Origin of the sequence: Campylobacter cuniculorum DSM 23162 = LMG 24588, assembly GCF_002104335.1 — a bacterium.
Taxonomy (GTDB): Bacteria; Campylobacterota; Campylobacteria; order Campylobacterales; family Campylobacteraceae; genus Campylobacter_D; species Campylobacter_D cuniculorum.
Genome location: NZ_CP020867.1, coordinates 836,612 through 860,229 on the forward strand (window position 1 = coordinate 836,612; position 23,618 = coordinate 860,229).

Annotated in this window: 19 protein-coding genes and 5 tRNA genes; 20 read left to right on the plus strand and 4 right to left on the minus strand. The window is 31.6% G+C overall.

Features of this window, described 5'->3' with window-relative positions:
- Positions 1 to 29 precede the first annotated feature (29 nt).
- Together secA and CCUN_RS04215 are read left to right on the plus strand one after the other, a co-directional pair.
- Positions 30 to 2,615 carry a preprotein translocase subunit SecA gene (gene secA / locus CCUN_RS04210; protein WP_027306095.1) on the plus strand — a complete coding sequence of 862 codons (2,586 nt, stop codon included), beginning with the start codon at positions 30 to 32 and terminating at the stop codon, positions 2,613 to 2,615.
- Positions 2,573 to 3,811 (plus strand): ABC transporter permease, encoded by a 1,239-nt coding sequence (locus CCUN_RS04215; protein WP_415270568.1) that lies wholly within the window; start codon positions 2,573 to 2,575, stop codon positions 3,809 to 3,811. Before secA ends, CCUN_RS04215 begins: the two co-directional genes overlap by 43 nt.
- Before the next feature lie 10 nt (positions 3,812 to 3,821).
- Here CCUN_RS04215 and CCUN_RS04220 read toward each other — a convergent pair whose 3' ends face one another.
- Positions 3,822 to 4,184, minus strand: a complete 363-nt coding sequence (locus tag CCUN_RS04220) for a hypothetical protein (RefSeq protein WP_027306093.1) — start codon at positions 4,182 to 4,184, stop codon at positions 3,822 to 3,824.
- Positions 4,185 to 4,731: 547 nt separating this feature from the next.
- Between CCUN_RS04220 and CCUN_RS04225 the strand changes: the two genes are divergently transcribed.
- From CCUN_RS04225 to CCUN_RS04245, 6 genes are all read left to right on the plus strand, one after another.
- Positions 4,732 to 4,807: transfer RNA gene (locus tag CCUN_RS04225), tRNA-Lys, on the plus strand.
- Between the two features lie 12 nt (positions 4,808 to 4,819).
- A tRNA-OTHER gene (locus tag CCUN_RS09765) sits at positions 4,820 to 4,895 on the plus strand.
- A gap of 5 nt (positions 4,896 to 4,900) precedes the next feature.
- Positions 4,901 to 4,976 (plus strand) — tRNA-Val (locus CCUN_RS04230).
- A 73-nt stretch (positions 4,977 to 5,049) separates the two neighbouring features.
- Positions 5,050 to 5,126, plus strand: a tRNA-Asp gene (locus tag CCUN_RS04235).
- 78 nt (positions 5,127 to 5,204) lie between these two features.
- Positions 5,205 to 5,280: transfer RNA gene (locus tag CCUN_RS04240), tRNA-Lys, on the plus strand.
- A 107-nt stretch (positions 5,281 to 5,387) separates the two neighbouring features.
- Entirely contained in the window at positions 5,388 to 7,454 is a 2,067-nt protein-coding gene (locus CCUN_RS04245) for a hypothetical protein (RefSeq protein WP_085296637.1), read from the plus strand.
- Between the two features lie 542 nt (positions 7,455 to 7,996).
- Here the strand turns inward: CCUN_RS04245 and CCUN_RS04250 are convergent.
- Both CCUN_RS04250 and edd read right to left on the minus strand, forming a co-directional pair.
- Positions 7,997 to 8,632 (minus strand): bifunctional 4-hydroxy-2-oxoglutarate aldolase/2-dehydro-3-deoxy-phosphogluconate aldolase, encoded by a 636-nt coding sequence (locus tag CCUN_RS04250; protein WP_415270569.1) that lies wholly within the window; start codon positions 8,630 to 8,632, stop codon positions 7,997 to 7,999.
- 3 nt (positions 8,633 to 8,635) lie between these two features.
- Positions 8,636 to 10,438, minus strand: coding sequence for a phosphogluconate dehydratase (gene edd / locus CCUN_RS04255; protein WP_027306504.1), 1,803 nt, complete (start codon positions 10,436 to 10,438; stop codon positions 8,636 to 8,638).
- A 136-nt stretch (positions 10,439 to 10,574) separates the two neighbouring features.
- Between edd and zwf the strand changes: the two genes are divergently transcribed.
- From zwf to CCUN_RS04280, 5 genes are all read left to right on the plus strand, one after another.
- Entirely contained in the window at positions 10,575 to 11,975 is a 1,401-nt protein-coding gene (gene zwf / locus CCUN_RS04260; RefSeq protein WP_027306503.1) for a glucose-6-phosphate dehydrogenase, read from the plus strand.
- Positions 11,976 to 12,132: 157 nt separating this feature from the next.
- Positions 12,133 to 12,819 (plus strand): 6-phosphogluconolactonase, encoded by a 687-nt coding sequence (gene pgl, locus CCUN_RS04265; protein WP_027306502.1) that lies wholly within the window; start codon positions 12,133 to 12,135, stop codon positions 12,817 to 12,819.
- Complete coding sequence (locus tag CCUN_RS04270; RefSeq protein ID WP_027306501.1) at positions 12,800 to 13,789, plus strand: glucokinase; 990 nt, start codon at positions 12,800 to 12,802, stop codon at positions 13,787 to 13,789. Before pgl ends, CCUN_RS04270 begins: the two co-directional genes overlap by 20 nt.
- Position 13,790: 1 nt before the next feature.
- Positions 13,791 to 15,449: a glucose-6-phosphate isomerase gene (gene pgi, locus CCUN_RS04275; RefSeq protein ID WP_027306500.1), complete on the plus strand. Its 1,659-nt coding sequence runs from the start codon at positions 13,791 to 13,793 to the stop codon at positions 15,447 to 15,449.
- Positions 15,449 to 16,645 (plus strand): sugar MFS transporter, encoded by a 1,197-nt coding sequence (locus CCUN_RS04280; RefSeq protein ID WP_027306499.1) that lies wholly within the window; start codon positions 15,449 to 15,451, stop codon positions 16,643 to 16,645. The genes pgi and CCUN_RS04280 overlap by 1 nt, the downstream gene beginning before the upstream one ends.
- 29 nt (positions 16,646 to 16,674) lie before the next feature.
- Here CCUN_RS04280 and glnA read toward each other — a convergent pair whose 3' ends face one another.
- Entirely contained in the window at positions 16,675 to 18,105 is a 1,431-nt protein-coding gene (glnA, locus tag CCUN_RS04285) for a type I glutamate--ammonia ligase (RefSeq protein WP_027306498.1), read from the minus strand.
- Between the two features lie 240 nt (positions 18,106 to 18,345).
- Between glnA and CCUN_RS04290 the strand changes: the two genes are divergently transcribed.
- Genes CCUN_RS04290 through CCUN_RS04320 form a run of 7 tightly spaced genes read left to right on the plus strand, consistent with a single transcriptional unit; the run spans position 18,346 to position 23,617 of the window.
- On the plus strand, positions 18,346 to 19,029 hold the full coding sequence (locus tag CCUN_RS04290; RefSeq protein ID WP_027306497.1) for a hypothetical protein: 684 nt from the start codon (positions 18,346 to 18,348) through the stop codon (positions 19,027 to 19,029).
- Complete coding sequence (locus CCUN_RS04295; protein WP_027306496.1) at positions 19,026 to 20,282, plus strand: peptidase U32 family protein; 1,257 nt, start codon at positions 19,026 to 19,028, stop codon at positions 20,280 to 20,282. The genes CCUN_RS04290 and CCUN_RS04295 overlap by 4 nt, the downstream gene beginning before the upstream one ends.
- The gene (gene purE / locus CCUN_RS04300) at positions 20,279 to 20,773 is read left to right on the plus strand and encodes a 5-(carboxyamino)imidazole ribonucleotide mutase (protein ID WP_027306495.1); all 495 of its coding nucleotides are present in this window, start codon (positions 20,279 to 20,281) and stop codon (positions 20,771 to 20,773) included. Before CCUN_RS04295 ends, purE begins: the two co-directional genes overlap by 4 nt.
- Before the next feature lie 13 nt (positions 20,774 to 20,786).
- A complete protein-coding gene (locus tag CCUN_RS04305) occupies positions 20,787 to 21,323 on the plus strand; it encodes a DUF3972 domain-containing protein (RefSeq protein ID WP_027306494.1) in 537 nt (178 codons plus the stop codon).
- Between the two features lies 1 nt (position 21,324).
- Entirely contained in the window at positions 21,325 to 22,188 is an 864-nt protein-coding gene (gene glyQ / locus CCUN_RS04310; protein WP_027306493.1) for a glycine--tRNA ligase subunit alpha, read from the plus strand.
- A complete protein-coding gene (locus CCUN_RS04315) occupies positions 22,175 to 22,900 on the plus strand; it encodes a Nif3-like dinuclear metal center hexameric protein (protein WP_027306492.1) in 726 nt (241 codons plus the stop codon). Before glyQ ends, CCUN_RS04315 begins: the two co-directional genes overlap by 14 nt.
- 9 nt (positions 22,901 to 22,909) lie before the next feature.
- A complete protein-coding gene (locus CCUN_RS04320) occupies positions 22,910 to 23,617 on the plus strand; it encodes a zinc ribbon domain-containing protein (RefSeq protein WP_027306491.1) in 708 nt (235 codons plus the stop codon).
- Position 23,618: the final 1 nt, after the last annotated feature.

Below are 23,618 nucleotides of genomic sequence, written 5' to 3' on the forward strand. Positions count from 1 at the left end.
GCTTAGAAATTTCTAATAAAGGTCTAAAAATGGTTTTAAAAGCTTTAAAAGCTGTATTTGGGACAAAAAATGACAGAGAAATTAAAAAATATTTTAAACGAGTTGAACAGATTAATTCTCTTGAAAAAAAATATGAAGCTTTGGATGATGAGGCTTTAAAAACAGAATTTGCTCAATTAAAAGACAAGGTTTTAAACAATGAAAAAAGTTTAGACGCACTTTTAAATGATGTTTTTGCAATTGTGAGAGAGGTTGGTAAAAGAACCTTAAATATGAGGCATTTTGATGTGCAACTTATCGGAGGAATGGTCTTACATGAAGGAAAAATTGCTGAAATGAAAACGGGCGAGGGAAAGACTCTGGTCGCAACCTTAGCTGTAGTTTTAAATGCAATGAGTGGTAAGGGGGTGCATATCGTTACGGTCAATGATTATTTAGCTAAAAGAGATGCGGAGCAAATGAGTGCGATTTATAATTTCTTAGGTTTTAGCGTGGGCGTAGTACTTTCAAATCAAAACAGCGATTTGGCTCACAAACAAGCCTATGAATGTGATATAACTTACGGCACGAATAACGAATTTGGCTTTGATTATCTAAGGGATAATATGAAATTTTCAAAGAGCGAAAAGGTCCAAAGAGAACATAATTTCGTTATCGTTGATGAAGTGGATAGCATTTTAATTGACGAGGCGAGGACACCTCTTATCATTAGTGGTCCTACAAATCGCACACTCGATGGTTATATTAAGGCTAATGAAGTTGCAAAACAGATGAAAAAAGCTAAAGAAGTTTTACCGCCAAATAAGCCTGAAGGGGATTTTGTGGTTGATGAGAAAAACAGAAATATACTCATCACCGAAGAGGGTATTGCTAAGGCTGAAAAGCTCTTTGGGGTTGAGAATTTATACAGCCTTGATAATGCAATTTTAGCTCACCAGCTTGATCAAGCTTTAAAAGCTCACAATCTTTTTGAAAAAGATGTGCATTATGTTTTAAGACATAATGAAGTCGTCATTGTTGATGAATTTACGGGGCGTTTGAGTGAGGGAAGAAGGTTTAGCGAGGGATTGCATCAAGCCTTAGAGGCTAAAGAAGGGGTTAAAATTCAAGAAGAAAGTCAAACTTTGGCAGATATTACTTTTCAAAATTATTTTAGAATGTATGAAAAATTAGCGGGTATGACAGGCACTGCTCAAACTGAAGCGAGTGAGTTTTCTCAAATTTATAAACTTGATGTGATTTCAATCCCAACAAATATAGCAATCAAAAGGCAAGATAAAGATGATTTGATTTATAAATCTATGAATGAAAAATTCAAAGCAGTGATTGAAGAGATTAAAAAAGCAAATTCCAAAGGACAACCCGTATTAGTAGGCACAGCAAGCATAGAAAGAAGTGAGCTTTTGCATGCACTTTTGGTGAAAGAAAAAATTCCTCATTATGTACTTAATGCTAAAAATCACGAACAAGAAGCTTTAATCATTGCTGATGCAGGTAAAAAGGGAGCTGTAACCATAGCAACAAATATGGCAGGACGCGGTGTGGATATAAAAATCGATGATGAAGTCCGCTCTTTGGGAGGGCTTTATATTATCGGTACTGAAAGGCATGAAAGCAGGAGAATTGATAATCAACTTCGCGGACGTTCGGGCAGACAAGGAGACCCGGGAATTAGTCGCTTTTATCTTAGTTTAGAAGACAATCTTTTGCGAATTTTTGGCGGGGATCGCATTAAAAGCATCATGGAAAAAATAGGCATTAAAGAAGGTGAAAGCATAGAATCTGGTATTGTGACAAGGGCGGTTGAAAATGCACAAAAAAAGGTGGAAAATTTGCATTTTGAGAGTAGAAAACATTTGTTAGAATACGATGATGTTGCAAATGAGCAAAGAAAAACCATTTATAAATACCGCAATGAGCTTTTAGATGAGGATTATGATATTAGGGCAAAAATTTCTCAAAATATCACAGAATATGTCCAAAAAATTATCAATGAAACAATGTTAAATGCAAATGATAGTGTAGAATTTGAAAATTTAAAACAAAGAATTCTTTATGAGTGTTCAACTGAATTGGATGAAAAAGATTTTAAGGATTTAAGTCTTGTAGAAATTACAGACAGACTCGTTGAAATTTTAGAAAATTCTTATAATGCCAAAATGCAAAACATTCAAAGCACTGAATTAAGGCATATTGAGCGTATTTTATATCTTCAAGTACTTGATAAGGTGTGGCGTGAGCATTTGTATCAAATGGATATTTTAAAAACAGGTATAGGGCTTAGGGGTTACAATCAAAAAGACCCCTTAGTAGAATACAAAAAAGAAAGCTATAATCTTTTTTTAGAGCTTGTAGAGCGTATAAAATTTGACAGCATTAAGCTTCTTTTCAGTGTGCAATTTAATGATGAAAACGTTGAAAATTTAGAGCAAAAGGCAAATAAAGAAAATGAAAAAATTTTACAAAACTCCATACAAATGGGTGCAAATGAAGATGAATTAGGAAAAGCTGAATTTAAAAAAGTCCCAAGAAATGCTCCTTGCCCTTGCGGAAGTGGTAAAAAATTTAAAGAATGTCATGGAAAAAGCGGACCAAAACAAGGAATTTTGGCTTGAAAAAAAGTATACCGAGGTATTTGCTTTTTAAATATTTACGTTTTGATAAAGAGCAGCCCTTTATTAATCTTTCTATGTTTTTGGCTTTTTTAGGTGTTTGCGTAGGACTTTGCGTGTTGCTTGTGGCTATGGCAATTATGAATGGTTTTGATAAAGAATTTCAAAAAAGATTTTTTGTGATGAATTATCCTATTACTATAATTCCTAAATTTTATACAAAAATTGATGATTCTTTGGTTAAAGAATTAAAACTTAAATTTCCTCATTTGCTCTTTAGCCCTTATATCAGCACTCAAGTGATTGCTAAAGAAGAAAATCGCTTTGAGGGCGGAATACTTTTTGGAGTGAATTTTGAAGAAGAAAAAAAAATTAATGATGTTGTAGCCCATGCTTTAAAAGATGAGAATTTGCAATCTTTTGATATTTTGATTGGTTCGGGTTTAATGGCAGATTTTGGCTTAAAAAAGGGCGATAAACTTTCCTTAATCTTTGCAAATTTAAGCCCGAGTGGCTTTTCTTTGATTCCGCAGACAAAGAGATTTGATATTAAAGCTCATTTTAGCTCAAATCTTGCTTTTTATGACAAAGCTTATATGTATGTTAATGTCGATACTTTAAGAAAAATTCTTGGTTATAATCAAGATTATGATGGAATTCATATATACAGCAAAAATGCTTTTGAGGATATAGAAAAATTAAGGCAATATTTAAAACAAGACTATATTAGTATAGGTTGGTGGGAACAAAATCAAAATTTTTTTTCCGCTTTAGAGCTTGAAAAAAGGGCACTTTTTATAGTTTTAATGCTGATTATTTTAGTGGCAAGTTTAAATATAGTCAGCTCTTTGTTGATGATTGTGATGAATAGACGCAGTGAAATCGCACTTTTGCTTGCACTTGGAACGAGCAAAGCGGAAGTTAAGAAGAGTTTTTTTGCTTTGGGAATGCTGATTGGTGGAAGTGGAATGATATGCGGAATTATTCTTGCTTTTATCGCTCTTTGGATTTTAGGAAATTTTGACATTATACACTTGCCTGCTGATGTTTATGGCACTTCTAAACTGCCACTTGATTTATCTGTGCTTGATTTTTTTCTTACCCTTATAGGAGCTTTGTTTATCATTGCTTTATCGTCTTTTTATCCTGCTAAAAAAGCTACTGAAGTTAATATTTTAGATACTTTAAGAAATGAGTGAGAAATGAAGTTTATTTTTGAATATGAGTTTTTAAAATGACACCATCAACACCAAGCTCAAAGGCTTTTTTTAAATTTTTTAAAGTATGAACGATAAGAAGAATCTTACTATCAAAAAGATAAAATTCCGCCACTTTTGCTCCAAAACGAGCTAATTTTTCATCTTCAAAAAGTATAAAATTCGCCTCAAAATGATTTGCAAGAAAAACTTCATCTTCATTTTGGACCAAAATTCCAAATTTCACTCCACTTTCTTTAGCTTTTTGAATGAATTTTTCATCATAAAAAAAACAATTGATTCCTTTTTTGAATTTAAAATTTTCTGTCCAAAAAAATTCTTTTTGAGTGTCGAGTTTATGTCCAAAAATCAGCATTATCTTCCCTAAAAATTATTTTGGATAATTTTACCTGCATAAACTTAAAATTTAATTTTTATAAATTTAAAAAATGAAATAAAATTTTTATTTTTTTAAAAACCAAAATCTATGAAAATTTTTATTACATTGAAAAGAAAAGACTACTCGATAAATGGCATTTTTAGTTAAAAATCTGCATTTTTTTATAAAAAATAATTAAATTCATTGTTTATTTTTTGAAATTATTTTTAAAATCAGCAATGCAAACAAGTTTATTAGATGGTTTGATTTTTTACTAGGATTTAATTTATTTAAATCTTTTATTTTATCAGTGCATTAAGTGGAAAAATAGGGCTTGTATTTGATATTTTTATTTTTTAAATGGAGCTTGATGCGTTTAATATTTAAACCTTTACTATGTTAAAATTTTTGAAAATGAGTTTATATTTAAAACAAGATGTGTGAAAAAGAAATTAAAATCTTAAATGATTTAATTTTTAATAAATGCTATAAAAACTCTTGACAATTCAATATGATTTTTGATACAATCACAATTTATTTTCAAGTCTCGTTAGCTCAGTTGGTAGAGCATCTCCCTTTTAAGGAGGGGGTCGTTGGTTCGAATCCAACACGGGACACCATATTTAGGGTATGACCCTTTCGTCTAGTGGCCCAGGACAACATTCTCTCTGTATGGAAACAGAGGTTCAAATCCTCTAAGGGTCGCCAAATTTGGTCGCTTAGCTCAGTTGGTAGAGCGCCACCCTTACAAGGTGGATGTCATAAGTTCGAGTCTTATAGCGACCACCATAGTTTTAAAATTGACAAAATTATAAAAAATAGCTTAAAAGGCTAGATTTTATAGAGTCTTTATTCTTAATACGCAGCGGTAGTTCAGCTGGTTAGAATGCCGCCCTGTCACGGCGGAGGTCGCGGGTTCGAGCCCCGTCCGCTGCGCCATTTATAAGCCTTAGAATGTTTTTTGTTGGAATATGCCTTTAAACTATGAGGATGATTTTGAAAAACTCGATTCTTAAAGTCTCGTTAGCTCAGTTGGTAGAGCATCTGACTCTTAATCAGGTGGTCGTAGGTTCGAACCCTACACGGGACACCAACAATTTAAATATAAATTTTTCATTTTTTTAAGCCTATTATATTGTTTTTTTTTTTTTTGATATAATTGCATTTTTAAAATATTGATAAAACATAAAGGGAAGTTATATGGTCTTTAAAAAACAAGATTTAAATGAAGTTAAATTGATAAAAGATGAGCACAATAAATACAAATTTGCTCAAAAGAGCCTTCTTGAATGCATAAAAATCTATTTTTCTAAAAACCCGACAAAAGAAGAAATCTTAAACAATCTCAATGTTAAAATCAATGATGAATCAATCAATTTAGAAAATAGAATTGAAATGACAGAAAATAAAGTTTATATAATTTTAAGTGAAGATTTTGAGTGTGAGTATTTTGAAATTCAAAGCTCTTTAGAATTTGTAGAAGTAAAGATTTTTAACAGAAAAATTAAAGGCTTACTTATAGCTGCACGCAACGATGCTTTTGGCTCAAGAATGAGTGCTTTTGTAACAGCTATTTATTTTGCTAAAAAAACAGGTTTTAAATTTGGTTTCGTGTGGCGAGCAAGAGTTAATAAGGATAGAGATGGAGTATTTTTAGAAAAAAAAGAAAATTTATTTGAAAAAGAATTTTTAGATGAGTTTGATTACTCAAATGTTTTACCCCTTGGTGATACGAATGTATTATGTTTTAAAAGTCTAACCGAACTTGCTTTAAAACCTTATAAAAAACCTTGGGGTTCTTTTGTAATGAATTATTATATAGTAAATAAAACACATATTAGTGATCTTGATGAAACTGAATATAAGAAAGAATTCCAAGATATTTTTTTCAGCCTTCCTTTTAAAGCTCCTTACAAAAGCCAATTTCAATGTGCTAAAGACACAGCTTTGAATTTAGGATCTTTTGTTGCTATACATATGAGAGGTGGAGACAGTATAGAAACAACATGGTATCGCAGTTTTATTTTTTCTCCTATAATTTATAAATACATTTTTCCTGTGGATTTAGCTATTTTTACTGCAAGACATTTTATAGAAAAAGGATTTAAGGTTGTGCTTTTTTCAGCAGATTTAAAAGCAAGTTTAGCTGTAAAAGAATACTTAAAAGATGAAGTTTTAGATGAAAAATTTTTTATTGCTTCTGATTTTTCTGAAAATTTAAATGCAATGCAGGCTCAAATTTTTGAAGTTGTATTAATGTCAAAGGCAGAAAAGATTATTGCTAATCATTCCACTTATTCAAAATTTGCTGCACATTTAGGACAAGCAGAACTTTTAAATTTCAACACTTATTTTAATACAAAAGAACTTTACAATGCTTTTATTATCCCAAAATTGAAAGATATTATTAATATTTCTTCTGTGCAAAAAACAGCAAGCTGTGCTTATGCTTATTTAATTGGTTTAAAACTTAATATTTCTTTCGAAGAAAAAATCAGACTTTTAAATTTAGGCTTAGAATTTGACACAAATAACAGTGCTTTTAGGGTAATGATACTTGATGAGTTTTTTAAAAAAGGATATTTGACAAGAGCAGAGCATTATTTAAAAAATGTCATCAATGAATATTATGAAAATTTTATTTCCTCTCTTTTATCTAAACTTTGGGGTACCCATTCCACTTTTCAAAGTCAATTTATTTTTTATTTAAAAAATGCCACTCACAACACACCTTATATCTCTTTTGTTGCTGCTCAAATTGCAATCTTTAACAAAAATCAAAAACAAGCAAAACGATACATTCACTTAGCCTTGCAAAAAGAACCTTATCATGAACTTTTTTTAGAAACAGCGAGGACTTTAGGTTTAAAAGTTAATTTAAACAATATAAAAGCTCAAAATCCAATACCCCTCTATTATTCAGCCAAAGCAAGAATTCACAATCATCTTGCCTATAAATTAGGACAGAGTATGATAAAAAATTCTAAAACTTTTCTTTCTTATATGAAAATGCCTTATATACTCATAGCTCTTAGTATAGCTCACAGAGAGGAACAAAAGATTAAATGTAATGATATTTTACCTCCTTTAGAAAGCTATCCTGATTACAAAGAAGCTCTAAAAGAAAAAGAATGTTTCACTTATAAACTAGGACTTGCTCTTATGAAAGCTCATAAAAAGTGGTATGGGGGGGGGTATTTAGTCTTTTTCTTTAAAGAATTGCCCAAATTAAAAGAAGAATTTAAAAGAAAAAAACATAAATTTTAAAACAACAATATAAAAATCAAAGAAACAAAAAAATCAAAAGAATTTCTAAAAATTTGGATAATTCTTTTATCTAAATTTTAATTTAATCAATCAATCTTATTTTTAAAGCTTATAAAATAAGATTGAAATTTAAACCTTGATTTAAAAATAAATTTTTAAAGTCTTAGAATAAGATAGAGTTAAAATGATTTAATTGATTTTTCTTTCATATAAATCAATTTTGATGTATCAATAGAATATGAATGAGATGTTAAATAAATTCTTTAAATGATTTTAAGAATTTAAATTATCAAATTCTTTTTAATCCTTTGCTTTATTTATCAAAGACATTATTGATAAAAACAATATTTTATTCATTTCTTAATAAAAAGAATATTTAAAGATATGTAATAATAAATAAATTATCTCTTTTTTATCACAGATTAAAACCTTATATCAAGTGTTTTTTTAAAGATGAATTTTTATTTAATACAAATCATAAATTCATATGAATACTAAAAAATTCAATTTCACATATCACTTAAACATTTGATAGAGTTTTCCTATAAATTCTTGGTTAATTTTAAACTTTGAGATGTGAGTTGAGATATTTTTTGCCATTCTTTGCGTAAAACAAGCTCTTTTGGGGTGAGCCAAGAACCTCCTATACAAATGACATTATCAAGTTTTAAATATTCTTTCATATTATCGATGCTAATTCCTCCTGTGGGACAAAATTTAATGTCTTTAAAAGGACCAGAAAAAGATTTTAGCATATTGACTCCCCCTGCAGCTTGAGCAGGAAAGAATTTCAAAGTGTCAAATCCAAATTCCAAAGCAAGCATCAATTCTCCAGCACTAGCAATACCGGGAATGAAAGGGAGATTAAATTTCTTTAAAGCTGTGGCAAAAATGGTATTAAGCCCCGGACTTATCCCAAATTTCGCTCCTGCTTTGATTGCGAGTTCAAGCTGATGAGCATTGAGTATCGTTCCAGCTCCCACAACAAGCTCTGGTAATTCTTTACTGATTGATTCAATGGCCTTTAAGGCTTCTTTAGTACGAAGTGTGATTTCTAAAACCTTAGCACCTCCGTCCATTAAAGCCTTAGCTAAATCCACACTAAGACTTACATCTTCAATGGTTATTACAGGGATAATCTTACTCAATCCTAAAATTTCTCTTGCTTTCATCATCAATCCTTATGCGAAATATCCGCCAAAACTCATAGCTCCTGTTTCTGCACTCGAGCTTTGCGTCCTAAAACCGGAAAAAAGTTCTTTACCACAACCAAAATTTTTTATGTTTTTAAGTTTTTTTGGCTTTCTTTGCATCCATTTTTTTTCATCGATTAAAACTTCAAGTTTGCCATTTCGAGCGTCTAAAATAATCTCATCTCCATTTTTAATCTTAGAAATATTGCCACCTAGCAAGGCTTCCGGACTCATATGAATGGCGGCAGGGACCTTACCTGAAGCTCCAGACATTCTGCCATCGGTTATTAATGCAACCTTAAAGCCTTGATCTTGTAAAATTCCTAAAATAGGGGTTAATTTATGCAATTCAGGCATACCATTTGACCTTGGACCTTGAAAAGGAAGCACAGCAATAAAATCCCTTTGTAATTGCTTTTTATGAAAACTTTCTAAAAATTCTTGTTGAGAATGAAAAACCAAAGCTGGAGCTTTTATCATTTGATGCTCTTCTTTTACAGATGAAATTTTAATCACAGCTCTGCCTATGTTTCCATCTAAAATTTTTACCCCTCCATCTTTAGAAAAGGGATTTTCAACCGGTCTTAAAATGTTTTCATCTTTGCTTGTATCTACGCTTTCTTGATAAATGATCGCACCATTGATTAAATAAGGTTCTTTTGTATAAGTATGCATATCTTTACCCATTATAGTATCCACATCTTCGTGCAAAAGCCCTTCTTTTAAAAGCTCTTTAATGACAAATCCTAAACCTCCCGTAGCCTGAAACTGATTGACATCGGCTTTACCATTAGGATAAACTCTTGCAAGAAGCGGGGTCATATTAGAAATGGCATCAAAATCATCCCAATTGATAATAATCCCAGCGGCTCTAGCAATGGCGACAAGATGTATAGTGTGATTTGTAGAACCACCTGTTGCCATAAGCCCTACTATGGCATTGACGATATTTTTTTCACTCAAAAGCTTTGCAAGAGGTTTAACTTCATTTGTAACCATATGTTTTGCGGCTTGTTTAACCAAAGCTTCTCTTAGAGGAGTGTTTGGATTGACAAAGGCGGAATTAGGTAGATGAAGTCCCATAAATTCCATCATCATTTGATTTGAATTTGCTGTTCCATAAAAGGTGCAAGTGCCTACATCGTGATAGGATTTCATCTCGCTTTCTAAAAGTTGGTCTCTGCTAATCTTTCCCTCTGCAAAGAGCTGACGTGCCTTTGACTTTTCATCATTTGAAATGCCACTTGTCATAGGACCTGATGGGACAAAAATACTTGGCAAATACCCAAAACTTAAAGCACCTATTAAAAGACCCGGAACGATTTTATCACACACGCCTAAATAAAAAGCTCCGTCAAAAACATTATGAGAAAGGGCTATGGCTGTGCTCATGGCAATTACATCACGAGAAAAAAGAGACAATTCCATTCCTTCATAACCTTGAGTGATTCCATCGCACATTGCTGGCACTCCTCCTGCAAATTGTGCATAGGCTCGATGAATTAAAAGCTCTTTTTTGATAATATCGGGAAAAAATTTCAAGGGTTGATGAGCCGAAAGCATATCATTATAAGCTGAAATTATGGCGAAATTTAATCCTTTATTTTCTTTGATTTTATCCTTAATATGAGATGGAATACTCGCATAAGCATGGGCTAAATTTGCACAAGCTAAATCTTTTCTGTGAATTTTTTTTTCATAATTTTGCATACGCTTTAAATAAGCTTGTCTTGTTTTTCTGCTCCTATTGACAATCTTTTCTGTAATTTTTAAGAGTTTTTTTTGTGCCATTTTCTCTCCAAAATATTCTATATAATTTTTATATTGATATTTTATTTTAAATAAAAATTACTAAATAATAGCTTTAAATTGTAACCTTTTTTTGCTATAAATATTATTTATAACAAAAAAATATTTAGGAAATTTTATGCAAAATTTTGATTTTATTTTATTTGGTGCAACGGGAGATTTGGCAATGAGAAAGATTTTTCCTTCTCTTTATCAAGCTTATTACGATGGATTGCTTTCTTTAGAGGGTAAAATTATTGCTACAAGTCGCACAAAATTTGGTCGAAAAGATTTTTTAAAACGTTTAGAAACTCAATCCAAAATTCATATAAAAAATTATGATGAAAAAAAATGGGAAGAATTTACACACAATATTTATTATTTAAGTATAAATATAAATGAAGTGAAAGAATTTAATCTTTTAAATCAACAGCTTAGTAAAAATAGCAAGAATATCATCATTTATTTTTCAATATCTCCTGAATTTTTTATCCAAGCTTGTGAAAATTTAACCCTTGTAGGACTTAACGATAAAAGGGTTAAAATAGTGCTTGAAAAGCCTTTGGGTATGGACTTAAAATCTTGCTGTGAGATTAATGAAAAAATTTCAAAATTCTACAAAGAAACTCAAATTTATAGGATTGATCATTATTTGGGAAAAGAGAGTGTTAGAAATATTCTAACGTTAAGGGCGTTTAATCCTATTTTTCAAGCTTTATGGAATAAAAAATACATTCAATGCATAGAAATTAGCGTTTTTGAAACCTTAGGAGTGGAAAATAGAGGAGAATTTTACGACCATACAGGAGCTTTAAGAGATATGTTGCAAAACCATATTCTACAAATTCTTTCTTTAATTGCAATGAAAATTCCTAAAAATTTTGATGCTAATTCTATAAGAAAAGCAAAACTTAAAATTCTAAAAAGCCTTAAACCTCTAAAAATTGATACTTTAAACAAGCAAGTTATAAGGGCTCAATATGTTAAAAATGAAGAATTTAAGTCCTATTTGGAAGAAAAAAACATCAAAGCAAAGAGTCAAACAGAAACCTTTGTAGCTTTAAAAGCGGAATTGATGAATAAAACTTGGCAAGGAGTGCCATTTTACTTAAGAACAGGTAAAAGAATGGCTGAGTCTTTTGCCCATATTGTTATATCTTTTAAAAATAAAAAAAATACAGCAAATGACATCAATAAATTAATCATTTCTTTACAGCCTCATCATCGAATTTCTTTTGAAATGAATATTAAAAAAATAGAAAGCGATACGGACTTTGAAACTAAAATTCTTAATTTAAATTTAAATCATAATTCAACCATGCAGTCTTATGAAAGACTCATCCTTGATATTATCGAATCTAATCCCGCTTCTTTTAACCATAAAGAAGAGCTTGAAGCCGCTTGGAAATGGGTGGATTCTATACTGAAAAATTGGAAAAATAAAAAGAGCGAATTATTCTTTTATCCTGCTAAAAGTTGGGGTCCAAAGCAAGCCTTTGAATTGATTGAAAAAGATGGTTGCGAGTGGTATAATATTTAATTTTTAATATATAATAAAAAAAATAAATAATGTGAAATTTTGAAACATTTTTTAATTTTTTAGAATTCCAAACTATAAATAAATCATAATTTTATATATTTTTTATATATTTTTGTTAAGATTTGAAATAAACAATGTATTTGGGAGTGATTTTACAATGGCATTTAGAATTTACGAATTTGAGAATTCTGAACTATGTGAAGATTCTTTGGTGGAAACTCTAAGCAGTTCAATTAAAGATTATATATCTCAAAAAGGGTTTATCAATTTAGCATTTTCAGGCGGTAAATCTCCTATTAATTTATTTGTAAAATTAAGCAAAGCGGATTTAAATTGGCAAAAATGCAATATTTCTTTAGTGGATGAAAGAATTTTGCCACAAAGTCATACAGAGAGCAATGCTGGGCTTGTTGAAAAATATTTTTTACAAAATAAAGCAAAATTGGCACAATTTAATCCTTTGATTAAAAATTTTAATGAAAATTTAAACAGCAATGATTTCGTAGAATCTGCAAATTCTTTTTATCAGCAACCCGATTTAGCTGTGCTTGGAATGGGTCTTGATGGACATACTGCATCTTTATTTCCTAAGGCAAAAGAATTTGCAAACGCCCTTAAATGTGTGCAAAATATAGTTCTTATAAATCCTACTGAAGCTCCTTATCAAAGATTGTCTATGAGTTTAAATGCTTTGCAATCTTGCAAAAAACTTTTTTTATTCATTATAGGAAAAGATAAAAAAGAGGTTTTTGATAGAGCGAGTTTGAAAGAAAATGCTGATTTTCCCATTTCATTTATACTTCATTCAAGAAAGGTTCAATGCGATGTCTATTACTCAAAATAATTCTTATCCGAGACTTTTAGCTGATATTGGAGGTACAAATGCGAGATTTGCCCTTGAAAGAGCACAGAATCAAATCGAGCATATTGAGGTCCTTGCTTGTAACGATTATGATACTGTTGTTGATGCTGTGAAAGCTTATTTAGCAAAACTTGGCAATCCTAGAGTTAAGCTCGGTGCATTTGCTATTGCAAATCCTGTTATAGGTGATTGGGTGCAAATGACAAATCATCATTGGGCGTTTTCTATCGAAACAACAAAACAAGCATTGGATTTAGATATTTTAATCCTTATCAATGATTTTACAGCACAAGCCTATGCTATCAGCAAAATGTCAGATGAATATCTTATGCAAGTTGGAGGCACTTTGCAAGATATTTGTGCTCCAAAAGTTGTTTTAGGTCCGGGTACCGGGCTTGGTGTGAGTGGTTTAATCCCTTGCGATGATGGAGCTTATATTGCTTTAGCGGGAGAGGGTGGTCATGTCAGTTTTGCTCCTTTTGACGATACAGAAATTATGATATGGCAATATGCAAAGAAAAAATACGGGCACGTTTCAGCTGAACGTTTTTTAAGTGGTTCTGGACTTGTTTTAATTCATGAAGCCTTAGCAAATAGAGAAGGCATCAAAACCCCAAAAATGACTCCTAAACTCATTAGCGAACAAGCTCTTAGTGGGGAATCTCCTCTATGTCGCTTAACTTTAGATATATTTTGTGCTATGTTAGGAACCTTATCTTCTAATTTAGCCTTGATACTTGGAGCAAGATCTGGAGTTTATTTATGTGGAGGCATTATCCCAAGATTTATTGACTATTTTAAGACCTCTCCGTTTAGAGTACGTTTTGAGAATAAAGGCAGATTTGATGCTTATTTAGCTGCTATACCTGTTTATGTCGTTTTGGCAAAATATCCCGGAATCAGCGGAGTAGCAGTGGCTTTGGATAATTATTTAAAAAAACAAAGGCAATAAAATGAAAGCTTTTAATGAATTAAATTCCTACAAAGAACTTCAAAAACATTTTGATGAAATTAAACATATGCATATGCGAGAAATGTTTGAACATGATCCTAAACGTTATCAAAGGTATTTTAGTCATATTGGGGGAATTAGACTTGATTATTCTAAAAATAGAATCACAGATAAAACTATGACTCTTTTAGAGAATTTGGCTCAAGAATGCTCTTTAAGAGAAAAAATTCAGCAAATGTTTCAAGGAAAAAAGATTAACAATACAGAAAACAGAGCCGTTTTGCATACAGCTTTAAGAAATAAAGGCAAGACTTGCATTATGGTTGATGGGATTGATATTATGCAAAATGTCCATTCTGTTTTGGATAAAATGAGTCAATTTTCAGATTCTATTCGTATAGGCTCTTGGCTTGGTTATACAAATCAAATCATTACAGATATTGTAAATATAGGCATAGGTGGTTCAGACTTAGGGGCATTAATGGTTTGTAAGGCTCTTGAAAATTATGGTCATCCGCGTTTAAATATGCATTTTGTTTCTAATGTTGATGGGGTCCAGTTGCAAAAAGTTTTAAATCACATCCATCCTGAAACCACTTTATTTATCATAGCTTCTAAAACCTTTTCCACTCAAGAAACATTAACAAATGCTCTTACAGCTAGAAAATGGTTTTTAAATCATTCTTTAGATGAAAAATTTATTTCCAAACATTTTGTTGCTGTATCAACAAATAAAGAAGCGGTCAAAGAATTTGGAATCGATGAAAATAATATGTTTGAATTTTGGAATTGGGTCGGGGGACGCTACAGCCTTTGGTCTTCTATAGGTTTGTCTATTATGATATATTTGGGCAGGGAAAATTTTGATTCTTTGCTCGAAGGAGCGTATTTAATGGATGAACATTTTTATAATGCAGATTTTAAAGACAATATGCCTGTGATTTTAGCTTTGCTTGGGATTTGGTATATCAATTTTTTTGATGCAGGAAGTCATTTGATTGCACCTTATGACCAGCATTTGCGTTATTTTTCTAAATTCATTCAGCAACTTGATATGGAAAGCAATGGCAAACAAGTGAGAAAAAATGGACAAAAGGTTGAGTATGATACAGGTCCTATTATTTGGGGTGATTTGGGAATTAATTCCCAACATGCTTTTTTTCAACTTTTACATCAAGGAACGCATTTAAGTCCTATAGATTTGATTGTTTCTTTAAGTAAAAAGGGGAATTTGCCGGGTCATCATGAAATTTTATTGAGTAATGTTTTTGCTCAAGCTCAAGCTTTTATGAAAGGCAAAACATATGATGAAGTTTGCATTCAAATGCGTCAAAATGGGATAGAAGAGCAAGAAATTCAAAGACTTGCACCCCATAAGGTCTTTTCAGGAAATCGACCGAGTAATATGATATTGCTTGATGAAATTTGTCCTCAAAATATCGGAGCCTTAATTGCACTCTATGAGCATAAAATTTTTGTTCAAGGAGTGATTTGGGATATTAATAGTTTTGATCAATGGGGTGTTGAGCTTGGCAAAGAATTAGCCAAAGACATTTTAGATGAATTTAAAGGAGGTGAAGAAAGCAAAAAACACGATAGTTCTACAAAAAATCTTATTCAAATTTATAAAAATTTTAATTCAAATCTAAAGGAGAAATAATGCAAAAATCAAATACCTTTTCTCTAGCAACTTTAACAGCTTTGTTTTTTGCTATGGGATTTATCACGGTTTTAAACGATATTTTAATTCCGCATTTAAAGGCTGCTTTTGAATTAAATTATTTTGAATCAGCTTTAATTCAATTTTGTTTTTTTGGTGCTTATTTTATCACGGGTGGGTTTTTTGGAAAATTGCTTTCTGAAATAGGTTATCCTGCGGGGGTGATTTTTGGATTCATTCTTACTGCATTTGGTTGCATACTTTTTTATCCTGCAGCTTCAACGGCATCTTATGGTGTATTTTTAGCCGCTTTATTTATTTTAGCCAGTGGAGTGGTTTTGCTTCAAACTGCTGGTAATCCTTTTGTAACCTTGCTTTCACCCGGAAAAGAAGCGAGTTCTTTAACCTTAGTGCAAGCTTTTAATTCTTTAGGGACAACCTTAGGACCTCTTTTTGGAGGAGCTTTTATCCTTTCTAGCACAGCTCAATTTGCAAGTAAAGCTGAAGAAGCACAATCGGTTCAAATTCCTTATTTGTGTATAGCTGGAGTTTTGTTATTTTTGGCTTTGGTGGTTTATCTTTTAAAACTTCCTGATGTTAGGGAAACTGCAGAAAAAATTAGCGAAGAAAATCAAGATGGCAAAACAAGTATGTTTGAATACAAGCATTTAGTTTTAGGAGCTGCGGCAATCTTTTTTTATGTTGGAGCGGAAGTTTCAATAGGTTCATTTTTGATTTTAACGATGAAAGATGTTTCGGGTATCGATGAAGTTTCGGGAGCAAAATATATTGTATTTTATTGGGGAGGAGCTATGGTAGGCAGATTCATAGGAAGTGCTGTTATGAGATTTATAGCACCTAATAAATGTCTGGCTTTTAATTGTTTTATGAGCATACTTTTAGCTTTAATCGCAATTTTATATGGGGGACAAATTGCTATGTTTGCTTTGCTTGCAATAGGATTTTTTAATTCTATTATGTTTCCAACGATTTTTTCTTTAGCAACAAAAAATTTAGGAAAATTCACTTCTCAAGCTTCAGGGCTTATTTGTATAGCCATTGTAGGAGGTGCGATTGTTCCACCTATACAAGGTTTGATTGCTGATTCTACAAGTTTGATTTTATCTTATATTATTCCTATGCTTTGTTATTTTTATATATTATTTTTTGCCTTAATAGGCTTTAAAGCAAAATAAAGAGCTTGAAATTTCAAGCTCTTTATTGATTAGCAAGAATAGCAAGTTTTAAATTCATAAGCAGTTGGTCTTGCTTCTACTGGCCAAACTTGAGTTTCAAATTTTAAATGTTGATATTCATCGATGAAAATATCACTCATCACAGGTTTAAGGAAAGAATTATAGCGAATCAAAGCCTCTAAGCTGCCTCTTAAAGTATGAGGGAGTTGCTCTATACCTTTTTCTCTAATTTCATCCAAAGTTAATTCAAATAAATTCTCGTCCATTGGACCCACAGGAATGCTTTTATTTTTAATGCCATCAAGTCCTGCCATTAAAAGACTGGTAAAAGCAAGATAAGGATTAGCTGTGCTATCAGGGAAACGAATTTCAATTCTAGCACTATTTTTGCCAACTCCATAAGGCACACGACAACTTGCACTACGATTTTGGCAAGAATAAGTTAAAATGCAAGGAGCTTCAAAACCCGGAATGATTCTCTTATAAGAATTTGAACTAGGATTTGTAAAAGCTGCGACACTTCTTGCATTTTTAAGCACTCCGCCTATGTAATGGATAGCAGTTTGACTTAAATTTCCATAACCTTCTTTATCATAGAATAAATTCACTCCATCTTTCCATAGGCTCATATGCACATGCATTCCGTTGCCATTGTCTCCATAGAGAGGTTTTGGCATAAAGGTCGCAGTTTTGCCATTAAGATGAGCAACCATTTTCACAATGTATTTATAAATTTGCACATTATCCGCAGCCTCAACTAAGGTGCCAAAATTAACCCCGATTTCTGCTTGTCCTTGAGCCACTTCGTGATGATGCACAAAGGTTTTAAGTCCTACTTTTTCAAGAGTTTGGACAATTTCAGCCCGAATATCAACTGAAGAATCAACAGGCTGAACAGGAAAATATCCTCCTTTGGTTCTAGGACGATGTCCTGTATTGTAACTATCTACAAAATCTCTATCATCATTCCATTCTCCTTCTTCAGTATCAACTTCATATTTAGAACAATTCGCATTATCTACAATCTTAACACTATCAAAAATAAAAAATTCATTTTCTGGACCAAAATAAGCTGTATCAGCTATACCACTTTTTTTAAGGTGTTCTAAAGCCTTTTTAGCTATGCTTCTTGGGCATTTTTCATACATTTGCCCCTTGTAAATATCATAAATATCACAAAACACAACGATAGTTTGGTCTGCAGTAAAGGGGTCTAAAAAAGCTCCTTGTATATCTGGTTTTAAAATCATATCCGATTTATCAATCGGTTGCCAACCTTCAATTGAGCTTCCATCAAATGGAATTCCATTTTCAAGACTTTCTTTGCTTACAGCATGGAGACTATAAGTCATATGATGCCATGCTCCTATCATATCTGTGAAACGAAAATCCACAAAAAGCACTTCATTTTCTTTGCAAAATTTGAAAAAGTCATTGATATCGCCGACAAATTTACCCATTTTTTTCTCCTTAAAATAAAATTAATATTTAAAATTATAGCATAAAATTTTTAATTCAGCTTTAATTAATATTTTTTTTATTATGTTTTTAAAATTTTATTTTTATATTTTTAGAAAAAGCAACATTTTAAGGTTATTATGTGTTAAATTATTAAAAAATAAAAATTTATATTTTAATTTTAGTTTAATTTCATTATAATTATACGCAAAGTGTGATTCTAAATTTAAAAAAGGAAAGCTATGACCCAAGAAGAATTAGATGCTTTAGCTAATAGTGTTGAGCTTGATGAAGATACAGACTCTGGGGAAGATAAAGAAAATCAAAGCGGACAAGCAGATACAGAGATACTTGAAAGCGATGATTATAGAATAGACCATAAAACACTTTGGCCACCACCTCCACCTAATCAAGAACATAAGGTCGTCCATCAGCTTGATGATGTTACAAAGGATAGTGAAAAAAAAGCCACTGAATTATTAGAAAAACTTGAGCATATTAGTGATTATTTTGCAAATTCAGAAAATTTAATGAATGAGCTTAGTCAGGTTTTCGATAAAAACATTGAAATTTTTGCTAAATTAAATGAAAAATTTCCTAATGTTAAAAGTTTTATGGAAATTTTAGAACTTAATCAAAATAGCACAAGTAAAATTAAAGATATACTTAAACATTTACAAAATGGACAAGATGAAGTTATGGTAGCAATGGACGCTATGCAATATCAAGACATTCATCGTCAAAAGATTGAAAGAGTCATTAATGTTATGAGAGCTTTGAGTCGTTATATGAGTTCCTTATTTGAAGGTAAGATTGACGATAAAAAACGTGTAAGTTCTGCAGTTTATATCGAAGGAGATAATAACACTAATATTGTAAGCAACGATGATATTGAAGCTTTAATAGCTAGTCTAGGGCAGAAATGATCATTCCTCAAATCGTCTCTCCTGCAGGTAATTTTACAAAACTTAAAATCGCTTTAGCTTATGGAGCTGACGCTGTTTATGCAGGGGTGAATCATTTTTCACTGCGTTCAAGGACGGCTAAGGAATTTGATTATAAAAGCTTTGAAGAGGCTATTGAATATACGCATTTAAGAGGTAAAAAATTTTATGTAACGCTTAATGGTTTTCATTTAAGTACTCAAATCGAAGGTTTAAAAAGACACATTCTAAAACTTAGAGCAATGAAACCGGATGCTTTTATCGTTGCTTCTATCGGAATAATGAATTTGGTTAAAGAGTTTGCTCCTGAAATTGCTCTGCATGTTTCCACGCAAGCAAATGTTTTAAATTATTTAGATGCACAAGTTTATAAAAATATGGGGGCAAAACGTATAGTGATTGCGAGGGAGCTTGGATTAAAAGATGCCCAAATTTTAAAACAAAATTGCGATATAGAGCTTGAAGCCTTTGTGCAAGGTTCGATGTGTTTTGCTTATTCCGGACGTTGTTTAATCAGTAGTGTTCAAAGCGGTAGAATGAGTAATCGTGGCTCTTGTGCTAATGATTGCCGTTTTAGTTATGAACTCTATGCAAAAAATCCAGAAAATGGGGTCTTATTTCGTTTAGAAGAAGATGAAAATGGCACACATATTTTTAATTCTAAGGATTTAAATTTATGCTCTTATATAGAAAAAATTATGAAAGAAGATTGCATCGATGCTTTTAAAATCGAGGGCAGGACTAAAAGCGAGTATTATGTCGCTGTTGCAACAAGGACTTATAAAATGGCAATCCTTGATGTTTTAAACAATCAATTTGAACCCGAAAAATATGAAAAAGAAATTCATACGCTTAAAAATCGCGGTTTTACAGATGGTTATCTTATCTCGCGTCCTTTTGAAAAAAACGATACACAAAATTATATCACAAGCATAGAACAAGGCACACATCAAGTTCAAGCCTTTGTTGAAGATGGAGAATTTTTTAAATGCAAAGGGAAGATTGTGCCAAATGTAGCTTATGAACTTTTAATGCCATTGAATGCAAAGGTTTTAGAATGCGATAATGAACTGGGAAAAATTTATAAAAAAGATGAAAAATATTTCGTAGAATTTAAGAAAATCATCTCTAAAAATCATAAAGAATTTAAAGAAATTCATAGCGGAAACGAAAATCAGATTAAAATGCCTTGCAAGGTCAATGAATTCAGCTTTTTAAGAAAGGAAATCGAATGAAATTTATTGCGATTTTAATGGGAAGTAAGAGTGATTATGAGATTATGCAAGAATGTGCTAAAATTCTTGAAAATTTCAAAATAAAATACGAACTCATTATAACTTCAGCACACCGAAGCCCACAAAGGACAAAAGATTATATTAAAGAAGCTGAAAAAAGAGGGGCTCAAGTTTTTATCGCTGCAGCGGGTATGGCGGCTCATTTAGCCGGAGCGGTGGCTGCTTATACAACCAAACCTGTTTTGGGTGTGCCTATGCAAGGGAATGCCTTAGCAAGTATGGATTCTCTTTTTTCTACTGTGCAAATGCCAAGTGGAATTCCTGTGGGAACTTTAGCTATAGGAAAAGCAGGGGCTGTCAATGCGGCTTATTTGGCTGTGCAAATTCTAGCATTAAATGATGAAAAATTAGAAAAAGCCTTAAAACAAGATCGTAAAGATAAAGAAGAAAAGCTTATAGCAGATTCTAAAAGCGTAGAAGTTTTATTGTAAAAAAAGGATAAGAATGCAAACTTATTTAGAACTCAATGAATTTTGTAAATTAGTTCATCTCAATGAAGATGTGGTTAAAGGCATGATGGCAAATGGAGCCTTAAATTTTAAAGAAGAAGAGGGTAAAATTTATATCGAAGCCAATCAAGGCACTTTTAGTGTTGTCCCGAGCAATTCTTCAAAATCTGCAATGGTTAATTCTATGACTTTGGCTGGAGAGAGTTTTGTAGAAAAGACTATAGGCACAATTTTAAATTTACATGAAAAAGTTTTGGATGCAAAAGATGAAACCTTAGAAACTTTAAAAAATGAAAATAAATTTTTAAAAGATGCCCTTTATTCTATGCAAGAAATTTATGATGAGGATAGAAAAACCATAGAAACTTTAAATGCTGAATTAAAACATGCAAGAGAAGAGGCAGAATTTTTAAAACGAAAATACAAATTAATGTGGAATAAAACCATTCAAATGTATGGCGGTGCGAATTCTAATGAAAAAAGCAACGAAGAGCAAACAGAACAAAACAATGAGGGCAATAAAGAAGGTTAAAATGACTTTTTCACAAATGATACTTAAATTGCAAAATTATTGGCAAGAATGTGGTTGTGCAATCATGCAGCCCTATGATATGCCAGCAGGTGCAGGTACTTTTCATCCTGCAACTTTTTTAAGAAGCTTAGGAAAAAAACCTTGGGCGGTTGCTTATGTTGCTCCAAGTCGCAGACCTACTGATGGAAGATATGGAGAAAATCCTAATCGCTTAGGGGCGTATTATCAGTTTCAAGTTTTAATCAAACCAAGTCCGGATAATATTCAAGAGCTTTATTTGAAAAGCCTTGAAAATTTAGGTTTTGATTTAAAAAATCACGACATTCGTTTCGTTGAGGATAATTGGGAAAGCCCTAGTCTTGGAGCTTGGGGGCTTGGTTGGGAAGTTTGGCTTGATGGGATGGAAGTAACGCAATTTACTTATTTTCAGCAGGTGGGTGGAATCGCTGTTGATTTAGTCAGTGCTGAAATCACTTATGGACTTGAAAGAATTGCTATGTATCTTCAAGATGTGGATAGTGTTTATGATATTGTTTGGAGTGAATTTAATGGAGAGTTTATCACATACGCTGATGTGCATAAACAAAGTGAATACGAATTCAGCCGATACAATTTTGAAGTCAGTGATGTTAGTATCTTAAATTCTCAATTTGATAATGCTTACAAAGAATGCAAAAATATTTTAAAACAAGAATTGGCTTTGGTGGCTTATGATTATTGTATGCTTGCAGCTCATACTTTTAATCTTCTTGATGCTAGAGGTGCAATTTCAGTGGCACAAAGACAAGATTATATGCTAAAAATTCGAGAGCTTTCAAAAGCTTGTGCTGAACTTTATAAGAAAAATTTAAATGAAACTCATTGAAATTTATAATTTTTTAGATTCTATAAGTCCTTTTTGCACTCAAGAAAGTTGGGATAATAGCGGGTTATTGCTTGGAAATTTAGATGATGAAATTTCTAAGGTTTATCTTAGTCTTGATTTGGATGAGAATTTAATCAAAGAAGCAGAGGAAAATTCGCTTTTTATCACGCATCATCCTTTGATTTTTAAGGCCTTGAAAGATTTAGCTGGAGAGTCTTATCCTAAGGCTTTTGTTAAAGAAATGATTAAAAAAAATCTTTCTTTAATTGCTTTGCATACAAATTATGATTTAAGCCATCTTAATGCCTATTTTGTAAGAGAAATTTTAGGTTTTAAGCGTTTCACTCAAGATAAATTTTTAATTTTTGTTGATGTGGATATGAGCTTTGAAATGCTTTGTGAGCATATTAAGCGGAGTTTGAATTTAGAACTTTTAAAAATAAGTTTTTGTGGTAAGCAAAAACTTAAAAAACTTGCTGTTTGCACAGGAAGCGGAGGGGATTTTATTTCAGGACTTAAAGCTGATTGTTTTTTAAGCGCAGATTTTAAATATCATCAAGCTTTGGAGGCATTAAGCAATGATTTGAGCTTAATTGAGCTTGGACATTTTGAAAGTGAGAGATATTTTGCACAATCTCTTGCAAAAGACTTGCAAAATTTGCCACTAAAAGCTATAATAAAAGTTTCAAAAAATCCATTTCAATATTTTTAAGGAAATTCAATGAATAAATATTTAGAGCAAATCGTCCTTTTATCAAAAATCGATCAAGAAATCGATAGTTTTGAGCCAAAGATAGAAAACATTAGCAAGGCTTTAAGGGATTGTGAAAACAAAATTTCAAAAATCAATGCCGAGCTAGAAAGCATTGATGAAGAAATTAAAGACATACAAAATCAGAAAATTCAAAACAATGCACATATTGCTGAATTTTCAGCTAAAATTAAAGAACTTTCTAAAAAAAGCGGCTCCATTAAAACGGAAAAAGAAGCTAATGCCTTAAAGATTGAAGAGGATATTGCCAAAGAGCAACTTGATGCGGCTAATGATGAAATTATTAGACTGGATAAAATTTTAGACAATAAAGAAAATTTCAAAAAAGAGCTTTCGCAACAGAGAGAAAAAGAAGAAGCTGAGCTTGTAAATATCAAGGCAAATATTCAAATGCAAATGCAGGATTTAGAAAAAGATAGAATGAAAATCTATGATAAAAAAACCAAACTTGTTGAACAAATCAATCAAAAAGTTTTATGTTTTTATGAAAAAATTCGTAAATGGGCTAAAAATACCGCTGTAGTTCCTGTAAGAAAACAAGCTTGTTATGGATGTTTTATGAAAATTTATGATAAAACTTATCTTTCTGTGGTAAAAGGCGAGGAGATTATAACTTGTCCGCATTGTGGAAGAATTCTTTATAAAGAGCAAGAATAAA